The organism is Nocardia sp. NPDC050412 (genome assembly GCF_044458825.1).
Taxonomy (GTDB): domain Bacteria; phylum Actinomycetota; class Actinomycetes; order Mycobacteriales; family Mycobacteriaceae; genus Nocardia.
Genome location: NZ_JBITIJ010000007.1, coordinates 446,065 through 462,105 on the forward strand (window position 1 = coordinate 446,065; position 16,041 = coordinate 462,105).

The following is a 16,041-nucleotide window of genomic DNA, read 5'->3' on the forward strand; positions in this document are numbered from 1 at the left end:
ATCTCCGAGAACCCGCGGACACAGTCTCGATTGACGAGCGAACTACAGTCCCTCGTCGAACGGGTACCGAACGCCTAATACGGATCGGTCGCCGACAAAGCAGTTCATGACGAGGTCATCGGCGACTTGGATCAACACATCGCGACCTTCGACCGTGGATGCCCAATCCATCGGCAGCCCGGACACACCATGGGCCCGGTGGCTCGTGCGAGCTATCCCGAGCGGGCACCGTCGACCTCACCTAGGCGCCCAGGCGGCGGGGGGCGGGTTGTGGCTCAACCGAACTGGATGCCCTGCGCCAGTGGCAGCTGATCGGAGTAGTTCACGGTGTTGGTCGCCCGCCGCATGTATGCCTTCCACGAGTCCGACCCGGATTCCCGGCCGCCGCCGGTGTGCTTCTCGCCGCCGAACGCGCCGCCGATTTCCGCGCCGGAGGTGCCGATATTGACATTGGCAATACCACAGTCGGAGCCGTCGGCGGCAAGGAAGCGTTCGGCTTCGCGCTGGTCGGCGGTGAAGACGGCCGAGGAAAGGCCTTGCGGCACACCGTTGTGCAGGTCGATGGCGGCGTCGAAGTCGCGGTAGGTCAGCACGTAGAGGATCGGTGCGAAGGTTTCCTCGCGGACCACGGCGGTCTGGGCGGGCATGCGCACGATCGCGGGACGCACGTAGCAGGCATCGTCGCCGAACCCGTCGACTCGCTCACCACCGCAGACCAATTCGCCGCCATCGCCGAGCGCACGATCGATTGCCGCACGCATTTCCTCGTAGGCGCGGCGGTTGATCAGCGGGCCGACCAGCACACCGTCGTCGAGCGGATTGCCAACGCGCAGTTGACGATATGCCCCGGCTACGCGATCCAGCAGCGGCCCGACGACATCGGCGTGCACGATCAATCGACGCAAGGTTGTGCAGCGCTGTCCGGCCGTACCCGCCGCCGCGAACACGATGCCGCGCGCCGCCAGCTCCAAATCCGCTGTGGGCGTGACGATCGCGCCGTTGTTACCGCCCAACTCCAGCAGACATCGCCCGAACCGAGCGGCCACCCGCGGCGCCACCATGCGACCCATCCGCACCGAACCGGTCGCGCTCACCAGCGCCACCCGCTCGTCGTCGACCAGCCGGGACCCGACCTGCGCACCACCTTGAATCAGCTGGTGCACTTCGGGATCCGCGCCGACATCGGCCGCCGCCCGGCGCAGCAGCGTATGGCAGGCCAGCGCAGTCAGGGGTGTCGTCTCCGACGGCTTCCACACCACCGTGTCACCGCAGACCAGCGCGACGGCGGTATTCCATGCCCACACCGCGACCGGGAAGTTGAACGCCGAGATCACCCCGACCACGCCGAGGGGATGCCAGGTCTCCATCAGCCGATGTCCAGGCCGCTCCGATGGCATGGTCTTGCCGTAGAGCTGGCGCGACAGCCCGATCGCGAACTCGCAGATGTCGATCATTTCCTGCACCTCGCCGACCGCCTCGGCACGGATCTTCCCCGCCTCCAGGGTGACCAGTTCGCCGAGTTCGGCCTTGTGCGCGGTGAGTAGTTCGGCCAGTCGCCGCACCACCCCGGCCCGGACCGGGGCGGGTACGGTGCGCCAGCCGCGGAAGGCCGCCGCCGCCCTCCCGATCGCCGCATCCGCGTCGTCGAGGGAGTCGGCGGGCAGCGTCATGAGCGTGCCACCGGTGATCGGCGTCCGCGCGGACAGTTCGCCAGCGACCGGTGACTGCGCGCCGAGTGTGTGCAGTAGTTCCGCCGCACGGGTAGCCAGGTCCTTGGTCAGGTGGTCTTCGAGCATGTCTGTCATCGGTTGCTCCGCTGTAACTTTGGGTCGGCGAACAATATCGGATGGGTACGGTGAGTTAACGAGCAAAAGTTTTCGCCACGAGTAGCCTCCGCTGGGTTAGCCTTCGCTGATGGCGGATACACCGGCAAGACCCGTACTCGATGACATCGATCGCCTGCTGATTCGTGAACTGATGGCCGATGGTCGCGCCACCCTGTCGAATCTGGCCGAAAAGGCGAGTTTATCGGTCTCGGCTGTGCAATCGCGGGTCCGCAGACTAGAGGCGCGCGGGGTGATCCGCGGCTACACCGCACATGTCGATCCCGAGGCGCTCGGGCAACTGTTGTCGGCATTCGTCGCCATCACTCCTCTCGACCCTTCGCAACCTGATGACGCGCCTGCCGTGCTGCAACATATCCCGGGTATCGAGGCATGCCACTCGGTGGCCGGTGACGAGAGTTACGTGTTGCTGGTGCGGGTGGCCTCTCCCCGGCACCTCGAGCAGTTGCTGCAGGAGATCAGGGCGACCGCCAACGTGCGAACTCGAAGCACCATCATCTTGCAGACATTCTACGACAGATAGCCTGTGGCCGTAATTAGTCCGTTATTTCATAGAATTTTCGTAAAGATTTTCGTACCCTACTGATGTGACCATCGAACTGGAGCGCACCCGCGCGGGGAGTGGCAATGCACCGGTCACCCCCGCCTCCCGGGTACACGAGATCCTGTCGGCGCACATCCTCGCCGATGGATTCGACCTGGTGCTGGATCTACGGAAATCCCGTGGCTGCCTGATCGTCGATGAACGCGACGGCAGCTCCTACCTCGATATGTTCGGCTTCTTCGCCTCCAATGCCCTCGGCATGAACCATCCCGCCTTGGCCGAGGACGAAGAGTTCCGCGTGGAACTGAGCGTCGCGGCGCTCAACAAGCCGAGCAACTCCGACATCTACACCGTCGAAATGGCCCGCTTCGTCGACACTTTCGTGCGGGTGCTGGGCGATCCCCGGCTGCCGCACCTGTTCTTCATCGACGGTGGCGCACTAGCGGTGGAGAACGCGCTCAAGGTCGCGTTCGACTGGAAGAGCAGGCATAACGAATCCCACGGGCGCGCACCGGAACTCGGCACCAAGGTGCTGCACCTGACCGGAGCCTTCCATGGCCGCACCGGCTACACCATGTCGCTGACCAATACCGATCCGGTGAAGACGGCCCGCTTCCCCAAATTCGATTGGCCGCGCATCGACGCGCCGTTCCTGGCCAACGGCGTCGATATCGCCGCCGCCGAAGCACACGCACTCGACCAGGCGCGCCGCGCCTTCGCCGAAAACCCGCACGACATAGCATGTTTCATCGCCGAACCGATCCAGGGCGAGGGCGGCGACCGGCATATGCGCCCGGAATTCCTGCAGGCCGTGCAGCGGCTGTGTCACGAGAACGACGCGCTGTTCATCCTCGACGAGGTACAGACCGGCGTCGGCATGACCGGAACCACTTGGGCCTACCAACAACTCGGGCTCGAGCCCGATATTGTCGTGTTCGGCAAGAAGACCCAGGTCTGCGGCATCATGGCGGGCGGGCGTGTGGACGAGGTGTCCGATAATGTCTTCGTGGTCAGCTCTCGGCTCAATTCCACCTGGGGCGGCAATCTCACCGATATGGTGCGGTCCCGACGCATCCTCGAGGTGTTCGAGCGCGATGAGGTGATCGAGCGGTCACGACCGCTCGGCGCACATCTGCTGCGGCGTCTGGAACAGCTCGCGGCCGACCACCCTCGGGTCACCGAACCGCGCGGGCGCGGGTTGATGTGTGCCATCACGCTGGCCTCGGCCGAATTGCGGGACGAGGTGCTGACCGCGCTGCGGGAACGCGAGCATGTGCTGATCCTCGGCACCGGCGAGCGCGGTATTCGGTTCCGGCCGCCGCTCACCGTTACCGAGGCGGAATTGGATGCCGCGGTCGACGCACTCGAACGGGTACTCAGCGACGCCGGATAGTTATCCGCCCGCAATCGGAAATTCGACTGTCCGAGTACGTAGTTCCGGATGATTCGGGCAACCCGATACGCCCTGGCGGGGATTGCTGTGGAATCCCGGCGGCAGCGCCTAGGCTTCGCACCCATGTCATCTCGTCTTCACCACCTCCTGGCACGGTGCAGCGCGTGAACCGACAGCGCAATCGCCGAAGCTGCGCCCAATTGCTCGCCTCGGCGACCGTCCTCGTGACGGTCGCCGGGTGCGCCCCGAGCGAGGCCGGATCGGTGGGTGTGACGACTCTGCCGCCCACCACCGTCACCGCCCCGACCAGCGCGGCACCGCCGCATCTGGAGAATCTGCTACCCGGTATGCCACCGCCGTTGTCGCCGACCGACATCTATGCCGCGAACCGGGCGTTGAGTCCGACGGTGGCCGATCATCGGCCCCTGGTCTACGTGCCGAACAGCGAATCGCATTCGGTTTCGGTGATCGACCCGGCAACCTTTCAAGTAATCGACAGTTTCCCGGCCGGAGGTCGGGAGCCCCAGCATGTGGTCCCGTCCTATGACATGCAGACGCTGTATCTCACCAATGATCTGCCGATCGGCGGGGGCACCCTGCTGCCGATCGATCCGCGCACCGGCAAACCCGGCGAGCCCTTCCCGGTGCGCGACCCCTACAACATGTACTTCACGCCGGATGGCCAATACGCGCTCGTCGTTGCCGAGGCGGATAAGTCGCTGGACTTCTACGATCCGCACACCTGGCAGAAAATGCACGCGCTCGCGGTGCCCGACTGCGCGGGCGTCGACCACATGGACTTCACCGCCGACGGTCGATTCGCCCTGGCCAGCTGCGAATTCATCGGCCGCATGCTGGTTTTCGATGTGGCCGAGCGCAAGGTGATCAAGATGATCGACCTGCCGGGCGGTCGTGCTGGCAAGCCGCAGGACGTCAAGCTCTCCCCGGACGGACGCAGCTTCTTCATCGCCGATATGGTCGCCGACGGCATCTACTCTATCGACGCATCGACTTGGGAGAACACGGGTTTCGTGCCGACTGGAAAAGGTGCGCATGGTCTGTATGTCACCCGCGACTCCAAACAGATGCTCATCACCAACCGCCACGAGGGCAGCATCTCCGTCTGGGATTTCGCCGCGAATAAGTTGGTGCGCAAGTGGTTCATCCCGGGCGGTGGCAGTCCGGATATGGGCAATCTGTCCGCGGACGGGCGGGTTTTCTGGGTATCGGGTCGACACCACGGTGAGGTGTACGCGATCGATATCGAGAACTGGAACCTGTTGGCGCGCATACCTGTTGGGCGGGGAGCGCACGGACTCACCATCTGGCCACAGCCGGGCCGTTACTCAACGGGACACACGGGTGTGATGCGCTGAGTTGGCTTCCGGCTCAGGGGAGTCGGAGGCCGAGACCGCCTTCTACGAAGCGACTGACCGCGGTGGTGCCGGTTTCGAGGGCGGGCTCGTAACCGGGGCGGGCCCAGCCGGTGAGTTCGGCAGTGTTGTCAGCGCCGGGCGTCACGACGATTTCGGCGACCAGTTCAGCGGTGGTGGGTTCGCAGACGGCCCAGGAGAAGTGGGATTCGTCATCCCACTGCTCGGTGCGGCGGGTGACGTAGTTCGGATCGGTGATGCCGCCAGCGGCGAGGGCTGGGCGGTCATCGATGCGGTCGTCGGCGCGCAGCGCCCGCAGATACCAGGTGCCCGCATTGATTTCGACGGGTTCCATCAGTCCTCGAGCTCCCTGCGGCGGCGACGGTCGCGTGGACGGCGACGTTGATGCTCGTGCCGACCGCCGAACAACAGTGCACCCGCCAGCGGGATGGCCAGGAACCAGAGCCAGCTGCCGGTGACGAAGAAGAGAATGACGGCCAGGATCGGGATCACCGCCATCACCCGCTCCGGCCACTCGTCGAGGAACCCGGAGTCGCGTTTGGCGGGCGCCGCGACGACGGGAGCGGGTTCGGGCAGGTCGACGAAGACTTTGTCCAGGTCGGCGCGGGTCAGCGCCGCCGCGACCACGGCACTGCGCTCATCGAACTCCGCCACACTGAGCCGCCCGGCGGCGAAATGATCGGACAGGCGCTGCATCGCTTGCTCACGCTCCGCGGTGCCGATGCGAATCTCGGGCAGGTCACTCATAACAGCAAGGCTAGCGGCTTTCCCCGAATGTTCTCGTGCTGCCGCATCGACCCCGAGCTGATCGAATTTCGCGTCGCTGAGCGGACTGGTTGCGTCATGATCGCCCTGCCGCCGGACCAGATTCGCGGATTCTGTGATGGCGGTGTGGATTTCGGGTAGCTAAAAGACGAACGGAAGGTAGTAGGAGGTTCGACATGGGCAAAACGTGGTTCGGCCACTACCGCCTCGATCGGTTGCTCGGCAGCGGTGGGACCGGACAGGTCTGGCTGGCTCGGGACACCGTCGCCGACCGTGCCGTCGCACTGAAGGTGCTGGACTGCTCGCACGCCACCGATCCGACCTGCCGACTGCGGTTCACCAGGGAGGCCCGCCTGGCGGCCCAGGTCCCCGGACCGCACCGGGTTCCGATCCACACCTTCGGCGAACTCGACGGCCGCCTCTATATCGATATGGAGTTCATCGAGGGCACCGATGTCAGCGCATTGCTGCGGGAAGCCGGGCCGCTGGATCCGGCACGTGCCGTGGCGATCATCGCGCAGACCGCGATGGCGCTCGATGCCATGCACCGGGTCGGCCTGGTGCACCGCGACGTCAAACCGTCCAACATCATGGTGGGCCCGACCGGGTTCGTCCACCTGATCGACTTCGGCATCGCACATCGCATCGACCAGCCCGCGATCACGGCCCACGGCAATGTGGTCGGCACCCTGGCATATATGGCGCCGGAACGCTTCGACGGCATCGCCGACGCACGCGCGGACCAATACTCGCTGGCCTGCGTCCTGTACGAATGCCTCACCGGCCAAAGACCTTTCGGCAATGTCGACTCTCCACAGCAACTGCGCGCCCACCTACTGACCGCCCCGCCCAGCGCCGCCGCCCTGAACCCTGCCGTCCCCGCGTCCCTCGACACCGCCATTACCCGCGCCATGGCCAAGGATCCCAACCAACGCTATTCCAGCGCAGGCGAATTCGCCGCTACCGCCTATGCCGCGGCAACCGGCCGTGAGGCGTCGACAGTCGAGATCGCCGCGTCAACCGTCCCGACCACCCATGTCCTACTCGAACCATGTCATGCGGCCGAGGGCGTGAGTGCCGAGCCGGCAGATGAGCCGATGCGGGCCGGCGCCATGGAGCGGCTGCAGATCGCCGAGTCCGCCGCGGGTGAGTGGACGCGTGATGCCGGGTCTGCGCGTGCGGGGGTGCGGACCGGACCGGCGGAAGCCTCGCGGATGCAGGATGTCGCGGCTGGGCGTGAGTCGATGGGGGTCGGTGGGGCCGCTGAGGGCATGCGTGATGCCGTGTCTGCGCATGAGCCGGGATCGGTCGGTGGGGCCGTGGGCGAGTGGACACGAGATGCTGCGCCTGCGCCTGAGCCGACGTGGGTAGGCGGGGCCGGGGCGGAGTCGACGCGAGATGCTGAACTGTGGTGGGAGCGTGCCGGTTGGTGGGGAGTTGGGCCTGGGCATGCGGCTGTTGCTATTGCCGCGTTGGTCGCTTTGATCGGGTTGGCGCTGTGGTTGGGGCGGCCTGGGGGCGAAACGAGTTATGCGGCACCGTCGTCTGCTCGGACTACGCCAACTGTTCCCAAATCGTTGGCGCCGACCGGGCCGGCGCAGGCGGCGTCCCCGAATGCGGTGATTCCGGGCGTCGGGCAGCCGTGCGAACCGGGTGTCGACGGCAATGTAATTGCGGCGGACGGCACACCGCTCGTATGTCGGACCGTGGGTGGCGGTATCGCGAATTGGGCTCCCGCACAGCCCTTCGGGGACATACCCGACGGCCAGCAGTCGGAACCCACGGTCGTCGGCAATGGAAATCCGCATGTCAACAGCTCGGCCAATGGCGAATCGGGCAACGATAAGCCGAACAAGGGCAAGCCTGGACACGGTGGCCGCGCCAAGCCGGGCAAGTAGCCGCCGCCTCAGTCGGGATCGCTCCTCGAGTAGAACTACGTAGGGGAGGTCACACTGTTCGCGGGTGGGTGACGGGGATAGGGTCGGGTTAGGTTCGGGCGATGCGGTTTCGATCGGGTTGCCGCCCCACTCCGCAACGGCGCGGCCATCTGCCTCGTCCCAGCGATGGAGGTAAGTGATGGGGGAACAGTTCGGGAAGTACCGGCTCGACCGTCTGCTCGGCCGGGGCGGTATGGGGGCGGTATGGCTGGCGCATGACAGCGAAACCGGGCGCACGGTCGCGCTGAAGGTGTTGGCGGAGCATGTGGCCGCCGACACGGATTACCGAAAGCGGTTCCAGCGAGAGGCGCGGCTCGGCTCGAGTCTGCGACATCCGCATATCGTGCGGATTCACGGGTTCGGCGAACTCGACGGCCGGTTGTACATCGATATGGAGTACATCGACGGCATAGACCTGGCCGAAATGCTGACCAGGGTTGGCACTTTGACACCCACCGCAGCCGTCGACTTCGTGACGCAGGCCGCGTCAGGTCTGGATGCGGCGCATCGAGCCGGGCTGATCCACCGTGACGTCAAACCGTCGAACATCCTGGTCGGCACCGGCGGGCACGCATATCTCATCGACTTCGGCATCGCACAGAGCTCGGGCCAGACGGCCGTCACCGCCACCGGCATGGCCATCGGAAGCTGGGCCTATATGGCGCCGGAACGTTTCAACGGCACCGTCGATGCCCGCTCCGACGTCTACTCCCTGGCCTGCGTCCTCTACGAATGCCTCACCGGCCGTCGCCCCTACGGCGACACCGACCCGGCCCGCCAAATGCACGGCCATCTGATGACCGACCCGCCCCGCGTATCGACCGTGAACCCGGCCGCCCCACCGCAATTGGACACGGTAATCGCCCGCGGCATGGCCAAGGACCAAACTCAGCGCTACCCCACCGCCCGCGAATTCGCCGCCGCCGCATACGCGGCCACCGCGTTCGCGCGCCTCCCACACCCCGCACCGCGATCATCGCCGCCCGGCACGCCCAAGCGCCCGACACCCAAGCATCCGACACCCAAGCATCCGACACCCAAGTCGCCGATTGCATCAGCCCAGCCGTCCGTGCAGCCTCCGTCCCCTGATACGCCGCCCCCTGATACGCCGCAGCCGCATGCGTCGCAGCCTCCGCTCCCAGATGCACCACAACCGCACGCACCGCTATCTGAGACCCGACAGCTGGTAGCGGATGAGCAGCCGACACCAACGCCGGTGCGGTCGCACTCGCCGATGCGACCAGAGACACCCGCGCCGACACGGGTAGAGACACACCCGCCGACAGGAGCACAGACCCCGGCCCTGACATGGGCACAGCCGCAGGCCCCGACCCGGGCAGACACCCACGCTCGGACAAACGTGGAACCACCCGCGCCGACCCCATCGGCAGACTCACCAGCGCCACTGGCCGAGTCGCCGAAGCCGCTCAATCCCACGAAGGTCATGACCGAGCCCGGCCCAACGCCGACACTCGTGGCAACCCGCCTGGCACCAGCACCGGCGGGACCCGCGGCACCGCAACAGCATTCACCGTGGTCGCCGAATCGTGTCGCGGTCCAACCGACACCGGTCGTGCGCCCGGCCAAGCGTGTTGCACCACAACCGAAGCGAGCACCGTGGCGCGCTCCGATTGCACCCCGCTGGACGGTCTCACAGCGCCGCCCATGGATCGCACCACCCCCACGCCGGGCACCACCCCCACGCAGGGCACAGCGTCGGCGCCGTAAGCCCTTCCTGTCCAGGCTTATCGGCGCACTCGCCGTCATAGTCCTGACACCGTTCATGCTGGCGGCGGGCTGTGCCGCGCTGATCGCCTTCGGCAATACCGGCAGTGGCGGCGGCACGCGCACGGCAGATCCGTCGGTCGCGGTGCGGGATGGCGATACCGCGCAATCGGCCGACCCGCCAGCGCCGGTGTCTGCTGGGCTGAACAGCCCCGTGCGCGATGGCAAGTTCGAATTCGTGGTCACCTCGGTGGATTCCGGTGTCCCGCGGATCGGATTGCAGAATGCGAGCGGCTCCTATTCCGTCGTCACGGTCGAGGTCCGCAATATTTCCGACGAGGCGAAGTGGTTCCTGCCCGTCGGTCAACGTCTCGTGGACACCCAGGGCCGCCAGGTCGACCACAACGCGATCGCGACTATGTGGCAGACCACCCAGCGTCGCTACGGCTACTCGTTCGAACTCCAGCCCGGCCAATCGGCCACCACCCAGCTGGTCTTCGACGTCCCGCAGGACGCGACTGCGAATCGGCTGGAACTACACGACTTCATGCTCTCCAACGGCGCCACCGTCGAGCTGAACTAAGGCCGCCAAGGACGCGTGCACGGCTTGCCGCCCGATCGTCAATGCCTCGGCGAGCAGTGCGGTATCGCGCGCGGCGCTGTCTACATCCGGAGCGCCGAGGGGCGGGTGGATCTGCAGAGCCGCGTCTGCGAGGCCCGCCAGGACGTGATCCTCGATGGCCTGCTGATGCGGCCGCCGCAGCCAGGCACGGTAAGCGCCCGGTGCCCGCACACGCAGATAGCTGCCCCCGACTACCTGGTGCAAACGCGGTGCGGGTGGGCGTTTTTCATCGGTGCGTCGGGTGCGCAGCACCAAGGCGTGCGTCGCACCGTCGCGCACCGCGGTGCGGATCGGCACCGTTTCGGACAGCCCGCCGTCGAGATATTCGGCACCGCCCAGCGGCACCGGTGGACCCGCGAGAATCGGCAGCCCCGCCGAGGCCCGCAGTGCGGTCATCAGCGTGGGTTTGTCGACGATGTGGCGGCGCAGATCGACCGCGTGCCCGGTGCGGATATCGGTGCCGATCGGATGAAAGGTAGTGGTATTGGCCAGAATTGCCGGAAAATCCATTGGCACGATGCCGTCGTAAACCTGGTTCACCAGGTAGTCCAGATCGAAGGCGGGCCGCCCGCGCAGCAGTCGGGCCGGATCGATCGCGCGTCGCATGATCACCGGATCGGTCCAGGACCGCATGCCCGACAGCGCCCGCCCGCACAGGAACCACGCACCGTTGATCGCACCGGCCGAAGTGCCGTACACGGCATCGAAGATCGAGGCGAGCCCGAGTTCCACGAGCGCCTGCACCATCCCGCTGGAGTACACGCCGCGGCTGCCACCACCCTCGATGACCAAGGCGAGGCGATACCCGTCGGCACGGCTGGCTGATTCACGTCGGCCGCGGATGACCTCCGCGACGGTGGGCACGACGGCAGAGCTGGTCACCGGACCACGATACGACAGAGCGGGCGCGGACGTCGGTGTCCAGCGCCCGCTCGAGACGGTCTTCGCCAGCTGTTTACTTACTTGATCTCTGCCAGCACGGTGCCCTGGGTGATGGCCGCGCCGGCCTCCACGGACAGTCCGGTGACCACACCGGCCTTGTGCGCGTTGACCGGGTTCTCCATCTTCATGGCCTCGAGTACCACGATCAGATCGCCCGCCTCGACCGACTGGCCCTCCTCGACCGCGACCTTGACCACGGTGCCCTGCATCGGCGCGGTGACCGCATCACCGGAGGCCGCACCGCCACCGGCGCCGCCGCGCTTGCGCGGCTTGGGCTTCTTGCGGATCACCCCGGCGCCATTGCTGCCCGCACCCGCGGCACCGGCGCCGACGGTGAAGTTGCCCGGCAGCGACACCTCGACCCGACGCCCACCGACCTCGACGACGACCTTCTGCCGCGGCAGATCCTCGTCCTCGTCAGCGATGGCACCGGCCGGGGTGTACGGCTCGACGTTGTTGGCCCACTCGGTCTCGATCCACTTGGTGTAGACGTCGAACTTCTCGCCGTCACCGATGAATGCCGGATCCTCGACGATCGCACGGTGGAACGGGATGACCGTGGCCAGCCCCTCGACGTGGAATTCGGCCAGCGCGCGCCGGGCCCGCTGCAGTGCCTGTTCCCGGTTCTCGCCGGTGACGATCAGCTTGGCCAGCATCGAGTCGAACTGACCGCCGATCACACTGCCCTGCACCACACCGGAATCGACGCGCACACCGGGCCCACTGGGCTCCTGGTACACCGACACCGGGCCCGGCGCGGGCAGGAAGCCGCGGCCGGCGTCCTCGCCGTTGATCCGGAACTCGAAGGCGTGCCCGCGCGGCGTCGGATCCTCTTTGATCGCCAGCTCGTGGCCCTCGGCGATGCGGAACTGCTGGCGCACCAGGTCGATTCCGGCGGTCTCCTCGGTGACCGGGTGCTCGACCTGCAGGCGGGTGTTCACCTCGAGGAACGACACGGTGTCGCCCTGCACCAGGTACTCCACGGTGCCCGCACCGTAGTAACCGGCCTCCTTGCAGATGGCCTTGGCCGAAGCGTGGATACGCGCGCGCTGATCATCGGTCAGGAACGGCGCGGGCGCCTCCTCGACCAGCTTCTGGAACCGGCGCTGCAGCGAGCAGTCGCGGGTACCGGCGACCACGACATTGCCGTGCTTGTCGGCGATGACCTGCGCCTCGACGTGGCGGGCCTTGTCCAGGTACTGCTCGACGAAGCATTCACCACGACCGAATGCGGCGGTGGCCTCGCGCACGGCGGAGTCGAACAGCTCCGGGATCTCCTCGATGGAGTGCGCGACCTTCATGCCGCGACCGCCGCCACCGAAGGCGGCCTTGATCGCGACGGGCACGCCGTACTCCTTGGCGAACTCGACCACCTCGGCCGCGTTCTTGACCGGATCCTTGGTGCCCGCCGCCATCGGCGCCTTCGCGCGCTCGGCGATGTGGCGCGCGGTGACCTTGTCACCGAGGTCGCGGATGGACTGTGGGGAGGGGCCGATCCAGATCAGCCCGGCGTCGATGACAGCCTGGGCGAAATCGGCGTTCTCGGAGAGGAATCCGTAGCCGGGGTGGATGGCGTCGGCGCCGGATTTGGCCGCGGCGTCGAGGATCTTGTCGAAGACGAGGTACGACTCGGCCGAGGTCTGCCCGCCGAGGGCGAACGCCTCGTCGGCGAGTTTCACGAAGGGGGCATCTGCATCCGGCTCCGCGTATACCGCGACACTGCCGATACCGGCATCCTTGGCCGCCCGGATCACGCGAACGGCGATCTCGCCTCGGTTAGCTACGAGTACCTTCGATATCCGCGCGCTGGCATGGCTGGGCACTGAGCCTCCTGTTAGCAATCTTCTTGGTCGCCCCGTGGTCGACATACTTCCGTCTCGGGCGAGTGTAGGCAGTCTGCCAACAACCGCCGCACTCGGATAGCCCTACTCCACAGTAGGTCACACATCACAACCCGCGGCGTTGCGGTCAGGCCCGGAGGAGGCAGTCTGCGTAATCACCTAGGGCGCGGGAACGCCGCAAATCAGATACCGCCCTCGGTTGTGATGCGTCCGGAGCACGGCTATCGGGCTCGCGCCTTGCGGGTACCGGCCGTCCGTGCGTCACCCGGTTCATACCCCTTGGCAATCGGCATGCGAACCGAATTGCCCCATTCGGTCCAGGACCCGTCGTAATTGCGCACGCTTTCGAAGCCGAGCAGATAGGTCAGCACGAACCAGGTGTGGCTGGACCGTTCGCCGACCCGGCTGTAGACGACCAGATCGTCCGCGGCCGCCAGATCGCCATAGATATCGTCCAGTTCGGCGCGGGAACGGAAGCGGCCGTCGCTGTGGAAGGCCTCGGTCCACGGAATGTTCACCGCGGTCGGAATATGTCCGCCGCGCAGGGCCGCGTCCTCTGGATTGGCCGGCGGCTGGATCAGCTCACCGGAGTACTCCTCGGGGGAGCGCACATCGATCAGCGGCTTGCCGAGGTGGGCGAGCACATCCTCGCGGAACGCCCGCACCGAACCGTCGTCGCGCCGGACCGTCGGATACTCGCTGCGCAGCAGATACGGCGGGTCGAAGGTGGTGTCGCGCGCCTCGGAGATCCACGCGTCCCGTCCGCCGTCGAGTAGTCGCACATCCGGATGCCCGAACAGGGTGAAGACCCAGAACGTGTGCGCCGCCTGCGCGTTGCCGCGATCACCGTAGACCACCACGGTATCGTCGCGCTCGATTCCCTTGGCGCGCATCAATTCGGTGAATCGGTCACCGTCGATATAGTCACGCGTAACCGGATCGTTGAGGTCGCCCCGCCAATCGACCTTGGTGGCGCCGGGAACGTGACCGATGTCATAGAGCAGGATGTCCTCGTTGGACTCGATGATCTTCAGCCCCGGCGTGCCGATGTTTGCCGACAGCCACTCTGTGGTTACTAGTCGGTGAGGATGTGCGTACGAACCGAAGGCAGGATGAGAGTCCGGGGCAACGGGCACGATATGGGTCCTTCACACGAGGTAGACGGGTGGTTACAGCGGTTCGGGTCTCACGCCGATGTTAGGTGTGAGGCGATAGTGAAACTCGTTTCAGATCACAAATCGGCTGAATGGGCGAATAAATCGCACCCTCATCCGATAAAGTCTCCCGGGAGGAGGGGTGAGCTATGTCCGATTCTTGGCCGAGGCGTCGACTGCTCGCGATCCTACGTGGCGCCAGCGAACCTCTCGACGCCCAAGAACTGGCCAGAATCACCGGACAGCACGTCACCACTGTTCGGTTCCATCTGGATGTGCTTACCAGGGAATCGCTGGTGCGCCAGTTCCAACAACCGCCGCGCGGCCGTGGGCGCCCGCGTATCGGCTACAGCGCGGTCCAGCGATCGGTTGGCTATCAGGAACTGGCTCAGGTCCTAGCCGACCAGCTCGGCCCCGATCCGCGGCGTCGATCGGAGGCGGCCATTGCCGCCGGACGCGCCTGGGGCGCGAAGCTCGACGCGGGCGACCATGCGGTCGAATCGCTGGAGGACGCCAAGGACGTCACCATGACGCTGATGTCCGAACTCGGTTTCGCACCGGAGCGCGATGCGGCCGCCGAAACCGATGAGCAGGTCCTGATCCGGCTCACCGCCTGCCCGCTGCGCGAACTCGCGCGCACGCATTCCGAGGTGGTGTGTGGCGTGCACCTGGGCCTGATCAAAGAGGTGCTCGACCGCAACGGCGTGCGCGGGGAGGTGAATGTCCGGCTGCAACCGTTCGTCGAGCCGGAGCTCTGCGTGGTCCGATTGGAGATGATGGCGGCCCGGCGGGATCCGGAGCGTGACGCGACTCCGGTGCCGATCGGCGCGGAGGCCGGGGCGGAGACGCGCATCGCGCCGCCCTCAGCTGGGCGAGTGGCTCCACAGTTGCGCAACGCCGATCCCAACGTCGCCAAGCAGTCGGCGCAGCAGTGGTAGACCGATTCCGATAACGCTCGACGGATCGCCATCGATGCGATCGACGAACCAGCCGCCCATCCCGTCGAGGGTGAACGCGCCGGCGACCTGCAAGGGCTCACCGGTCGCGATATAGGCGTCCAGTTCCTCGGGTTCGGGCTTGGCGAAATGCACTGTGGTGGAACTGCAGTCGACGGCTTCGGCGACGATTTCGCCGTCTCGCATGCGCAAGACGCAATGGCCGGTAATGAGATCCGCACTGCGTCCGGCTATTTCGGACCAGCGGGCACGCGCCACCTCGGGCGTATGCGGCTTGCCCTGTAGTTCGCCGTCGACGAGCAGCATCGAATCACAGCCGACCACAACGCAATCCGCGCCGAAATCCGGAATCGTGGCGGCCACCGACCGCGCCTTGGCCCGCGCGAGCTCTACCACGACGACCTCGGGCGCCGTGGCGGGCGGCAGTGCCGCGGCGACGGCGTCCTCGTCGACATCGGAGATCTGGACGACGGGTTCGATGCCCGCCGAGCGTAAAACCGCGCGGCGGGCGGGCGAGGCGGAGGCGAGAACGAGTCTCGTCATCCGATCAGTCGCGCAGGTGTGACAGTTGTGGGAAAGAATACGGCGAGAACGGCGAGGTGCCGCGGTGCATCATGGTCGGGCGACCCCAGAAGTCGGACGGACCGGCCGGTCCGCTACTCGGGGCGCTGTTCGCGGCCGCCGACAGCACCGACACCAGCGCCGCGAGTTCCTCGTCGGACGGCGCACCCTTGATGACTCGGATGAACGGCTGCTCGGCCGGCGCGGGCGCCGGGGCTGCCGTCGGTGCGGCCGCTTCGACCGCGTCCGCGATCGGGTCGACTGTGAGATCCAGTTCGACGGCGGTCAACACATCTTCATCTGCCACGGTCGTCACAGTGCCAGATCCTCTCTCTATTGCGATCGAGCCTTATGCCCGACTCG

At 66.3% G+C, this 16,041-nt stretch carries 14 protein-coding genes; 6 read left to right on the forward strand and 8 right to left on the reverse strand.

The window, feature by feature from the left end; all coding sequences use genetic code 11:
* Window positions 1-275 precede the first annotated feature (275 nt).
* Window positions 276-1,805, reverse strand: a complete 1,530-nt coding sequence (locus ACIBI6_RS22220; RefSeq protein ID WP_364355273.1) for an aldehyde dehydrogenase family protein — start codon at window positions 1,803-1,805, stop codon at window positions 276-278.
* Window positions 1,806-1,914: 109 nt separating this feature from the next.
* On the opposite strand from ACIBI6_RS22220, the gene ACIBI6_RS22225 reads away from it, so the two are divergent.
* From ACIBI6_RS22225 to ACIBI6_RS22235, 3 genes are all read left to right on the forward strand, one after another.
* The gene (locus ACIBI6_RS22225; protein WP_040686931.1) at window positions 1,915-2,367 is read left to right on the forward strand and encodes an Lrp/AsnC family transcriptional regulator; all 453 of its coding nucleotides are present in this window, start codon (window positions 1,915-1,917) and stop codon (window positions 2,365-2,367) included.
* A 64-nt stretch (window positions 2,368-2,431) separates the two neighbouring features.
* Window positions 2,432-3,781: an L-lysine 6-transaminase gene (lat, locus tag ACIBI6_RS22230; RefSeq protein WP_396957549.1), complete on the forward strand. Its 1,350-nt coding sequence runs from the start codon at window positions 2,432-2,434 to the stop codon at window positions 3,779-3,781.
* A gap of 164 nt (window positions 3,782-3,945) precedes the next feature.
* A complete protein-coding gene (locus ACIBI6_RS22235; protein WP_364355269.1) occupies window positions 3,946-5,157 on the forward strand; it encodes a hypothetical protein in 1,212 nt (403 codons plus the stop codon).
* A gap of 13 nt (window positions 5,158-5,170) precedes the next feature.
* Here ACIBI6_RS22235 and ACIBI6_RS22240 read toward each other — a convergent pair whose 3' ends face one another.
* A complete protein-coding gene (locus ACIBI6_RS22240; RefSeq protein ID WP_364355266.1) occupies window positions 5,171-5,509 on the reverse strand; it encodes a hypothetical protein in 339 nt (112 codons plus the stop codon).
* Window positions 5,509-5,922 carry a DUF1707 domain-containing protein gene (locus ACIBI6_RS22245; RefSeq protein WP_364355263.1) on the reverse strand — a complete coding sequence of 138 codons (414 nt, stop codon included), beginning with the start codon at window positions 5,920-5,922 and terminating at the stop codon, window positions 5,509-5,511. The genes ACIBI6_RS22240 and ACIBI6_RS22245 overlap by 1 nt, the downstream gene beginning before the upstream one ends.
* 194 nt (window positions 5,923-6,116) lie before the next feature.
* Here ACIBI6_RS22245 and ACIBI6_RS22250 point away from each other — a divergent pair, with 194 nt between their 5' ends.
* Together ACIBI6_RS22250 and ACIBI6_RS22255 are read left to right on the forward strand one after the other, a co-directional pair.
* Complete coding sequence (locus tag ACIBI6_RS22250) at window positions 6,117-7,838, forward strand: serine/threonine-protein kinase (RefSeq protein WP_364355260.1); 1,722 nt, start codon at window positions 6,117-6,119, stop codon at window positions 7,836-7,838.
* 178 nt (window positions 7,839-8,016) lie between these two features.
* On the forward strand, window positions 8,017-10,185 hold the full coding sequence (locus ACIBI6_RS22255) for a protein kinase (protein WP_364355257.1): 2,169 nt from the start codon (window positions 8,017-8,019) through the stop codon (window positions 10,183-10,185).
* On the opposite strand, the gene ACIBI6_RS22260 is transcribed toward ACIBI6_RS22255, so the two are convergent.
* From ACIBI6_RS22260 to ACIBI6_RS22270, 3 genes are all read right to left on the reverse strand, one after another.
* Complete coding sequence (locus ACIBI6_RS22260) at window positions 10,138-11,106, reverse strand: patatin family protein (protein ID WP_364355254.1); 969 nt, start codon at window positions 11,104-11,106, stop codon at window positions 10,138-10,140. The genes ACIBI6_RS22255 and ACIBI6_RS22260 overlap by 48 nt on opposite strands.
* 77 nt (window positions 11,107-11,183) lie before the next feature.
* Window positions 11,184-12,989 (reverse strand): acetyl/propionyl/methylcrotonyl-CoA carboxylase subunit alpha, encoded by a 1,806-nt coding sequence (locus tag ACIBI6_RS22265; protein WP_364355251.1) that lies wholly within the window; start codon window positions 12,987-12,989, stop codon window positions 11,184-11,186.
* Between the two features lie 239 nt (window positions 12,990-13,228).
* On the reverse strand, window positions 13,229-14,143 hold the full coding sequence (locus ACIBI6_RS22270) for a sulfurtransferase (RefSeq protein WP_396957550.1): 915 nt from the start codon (window positions 14,141-14,143) through the stop codon (window positions 13,229-13,231).
* Window positions 14,144-14,310: 167 nt separating this feature from the next.
* Here ACIBI6_RS22270 and ACIBI6_RS22275 point away from each other — a divergent pair, with 167 nt between their 5' ends.
* A complete protein-coding gene (locus tag ACIBI6_RS22275; protein ID WP_364355245.1) occupies window positions 14,311-15,099 on the forward strand; it encodes a transcriptional regulator in 789 nt (262 codons plus the stop codon).
* Here ACIBI6_RS22275 and ACIBI6_RS22280 read toward each other — a convergent pair.
* Window positions 15,025-15,660 (reverse strand): nucleoside triphosphate pyrophosphatase, encoded by a 636-nt coding sequence (locus tag ACIBI6_RS22280; protein ID WP_364355242.1) that lies wholly within the window; start codon window positions 15,658-15,660, stop codon window positions 15,025-15,027. The two genes, ACIBI6_RS22275 and ACIBI6_RS22280, sit on opposite strands and share 75 nt — an antisense overlap.
* 4 nt (window positions 15,661-15,664) lie before the next feature.
* Window positions 15,665-15,985, reverse strand: a complete 321-nt coding sequence (locus tag ACIBI6_RS22285) for an acyl-CoA carboxylase subunit epsilon (protein WP_364355239.1) — start codon at window positions 15,983-15,985, stop codon at window positions 15,665-15,667.
* Window positions 15,986-16,041 lie beyond the last annotated feature (56 nt).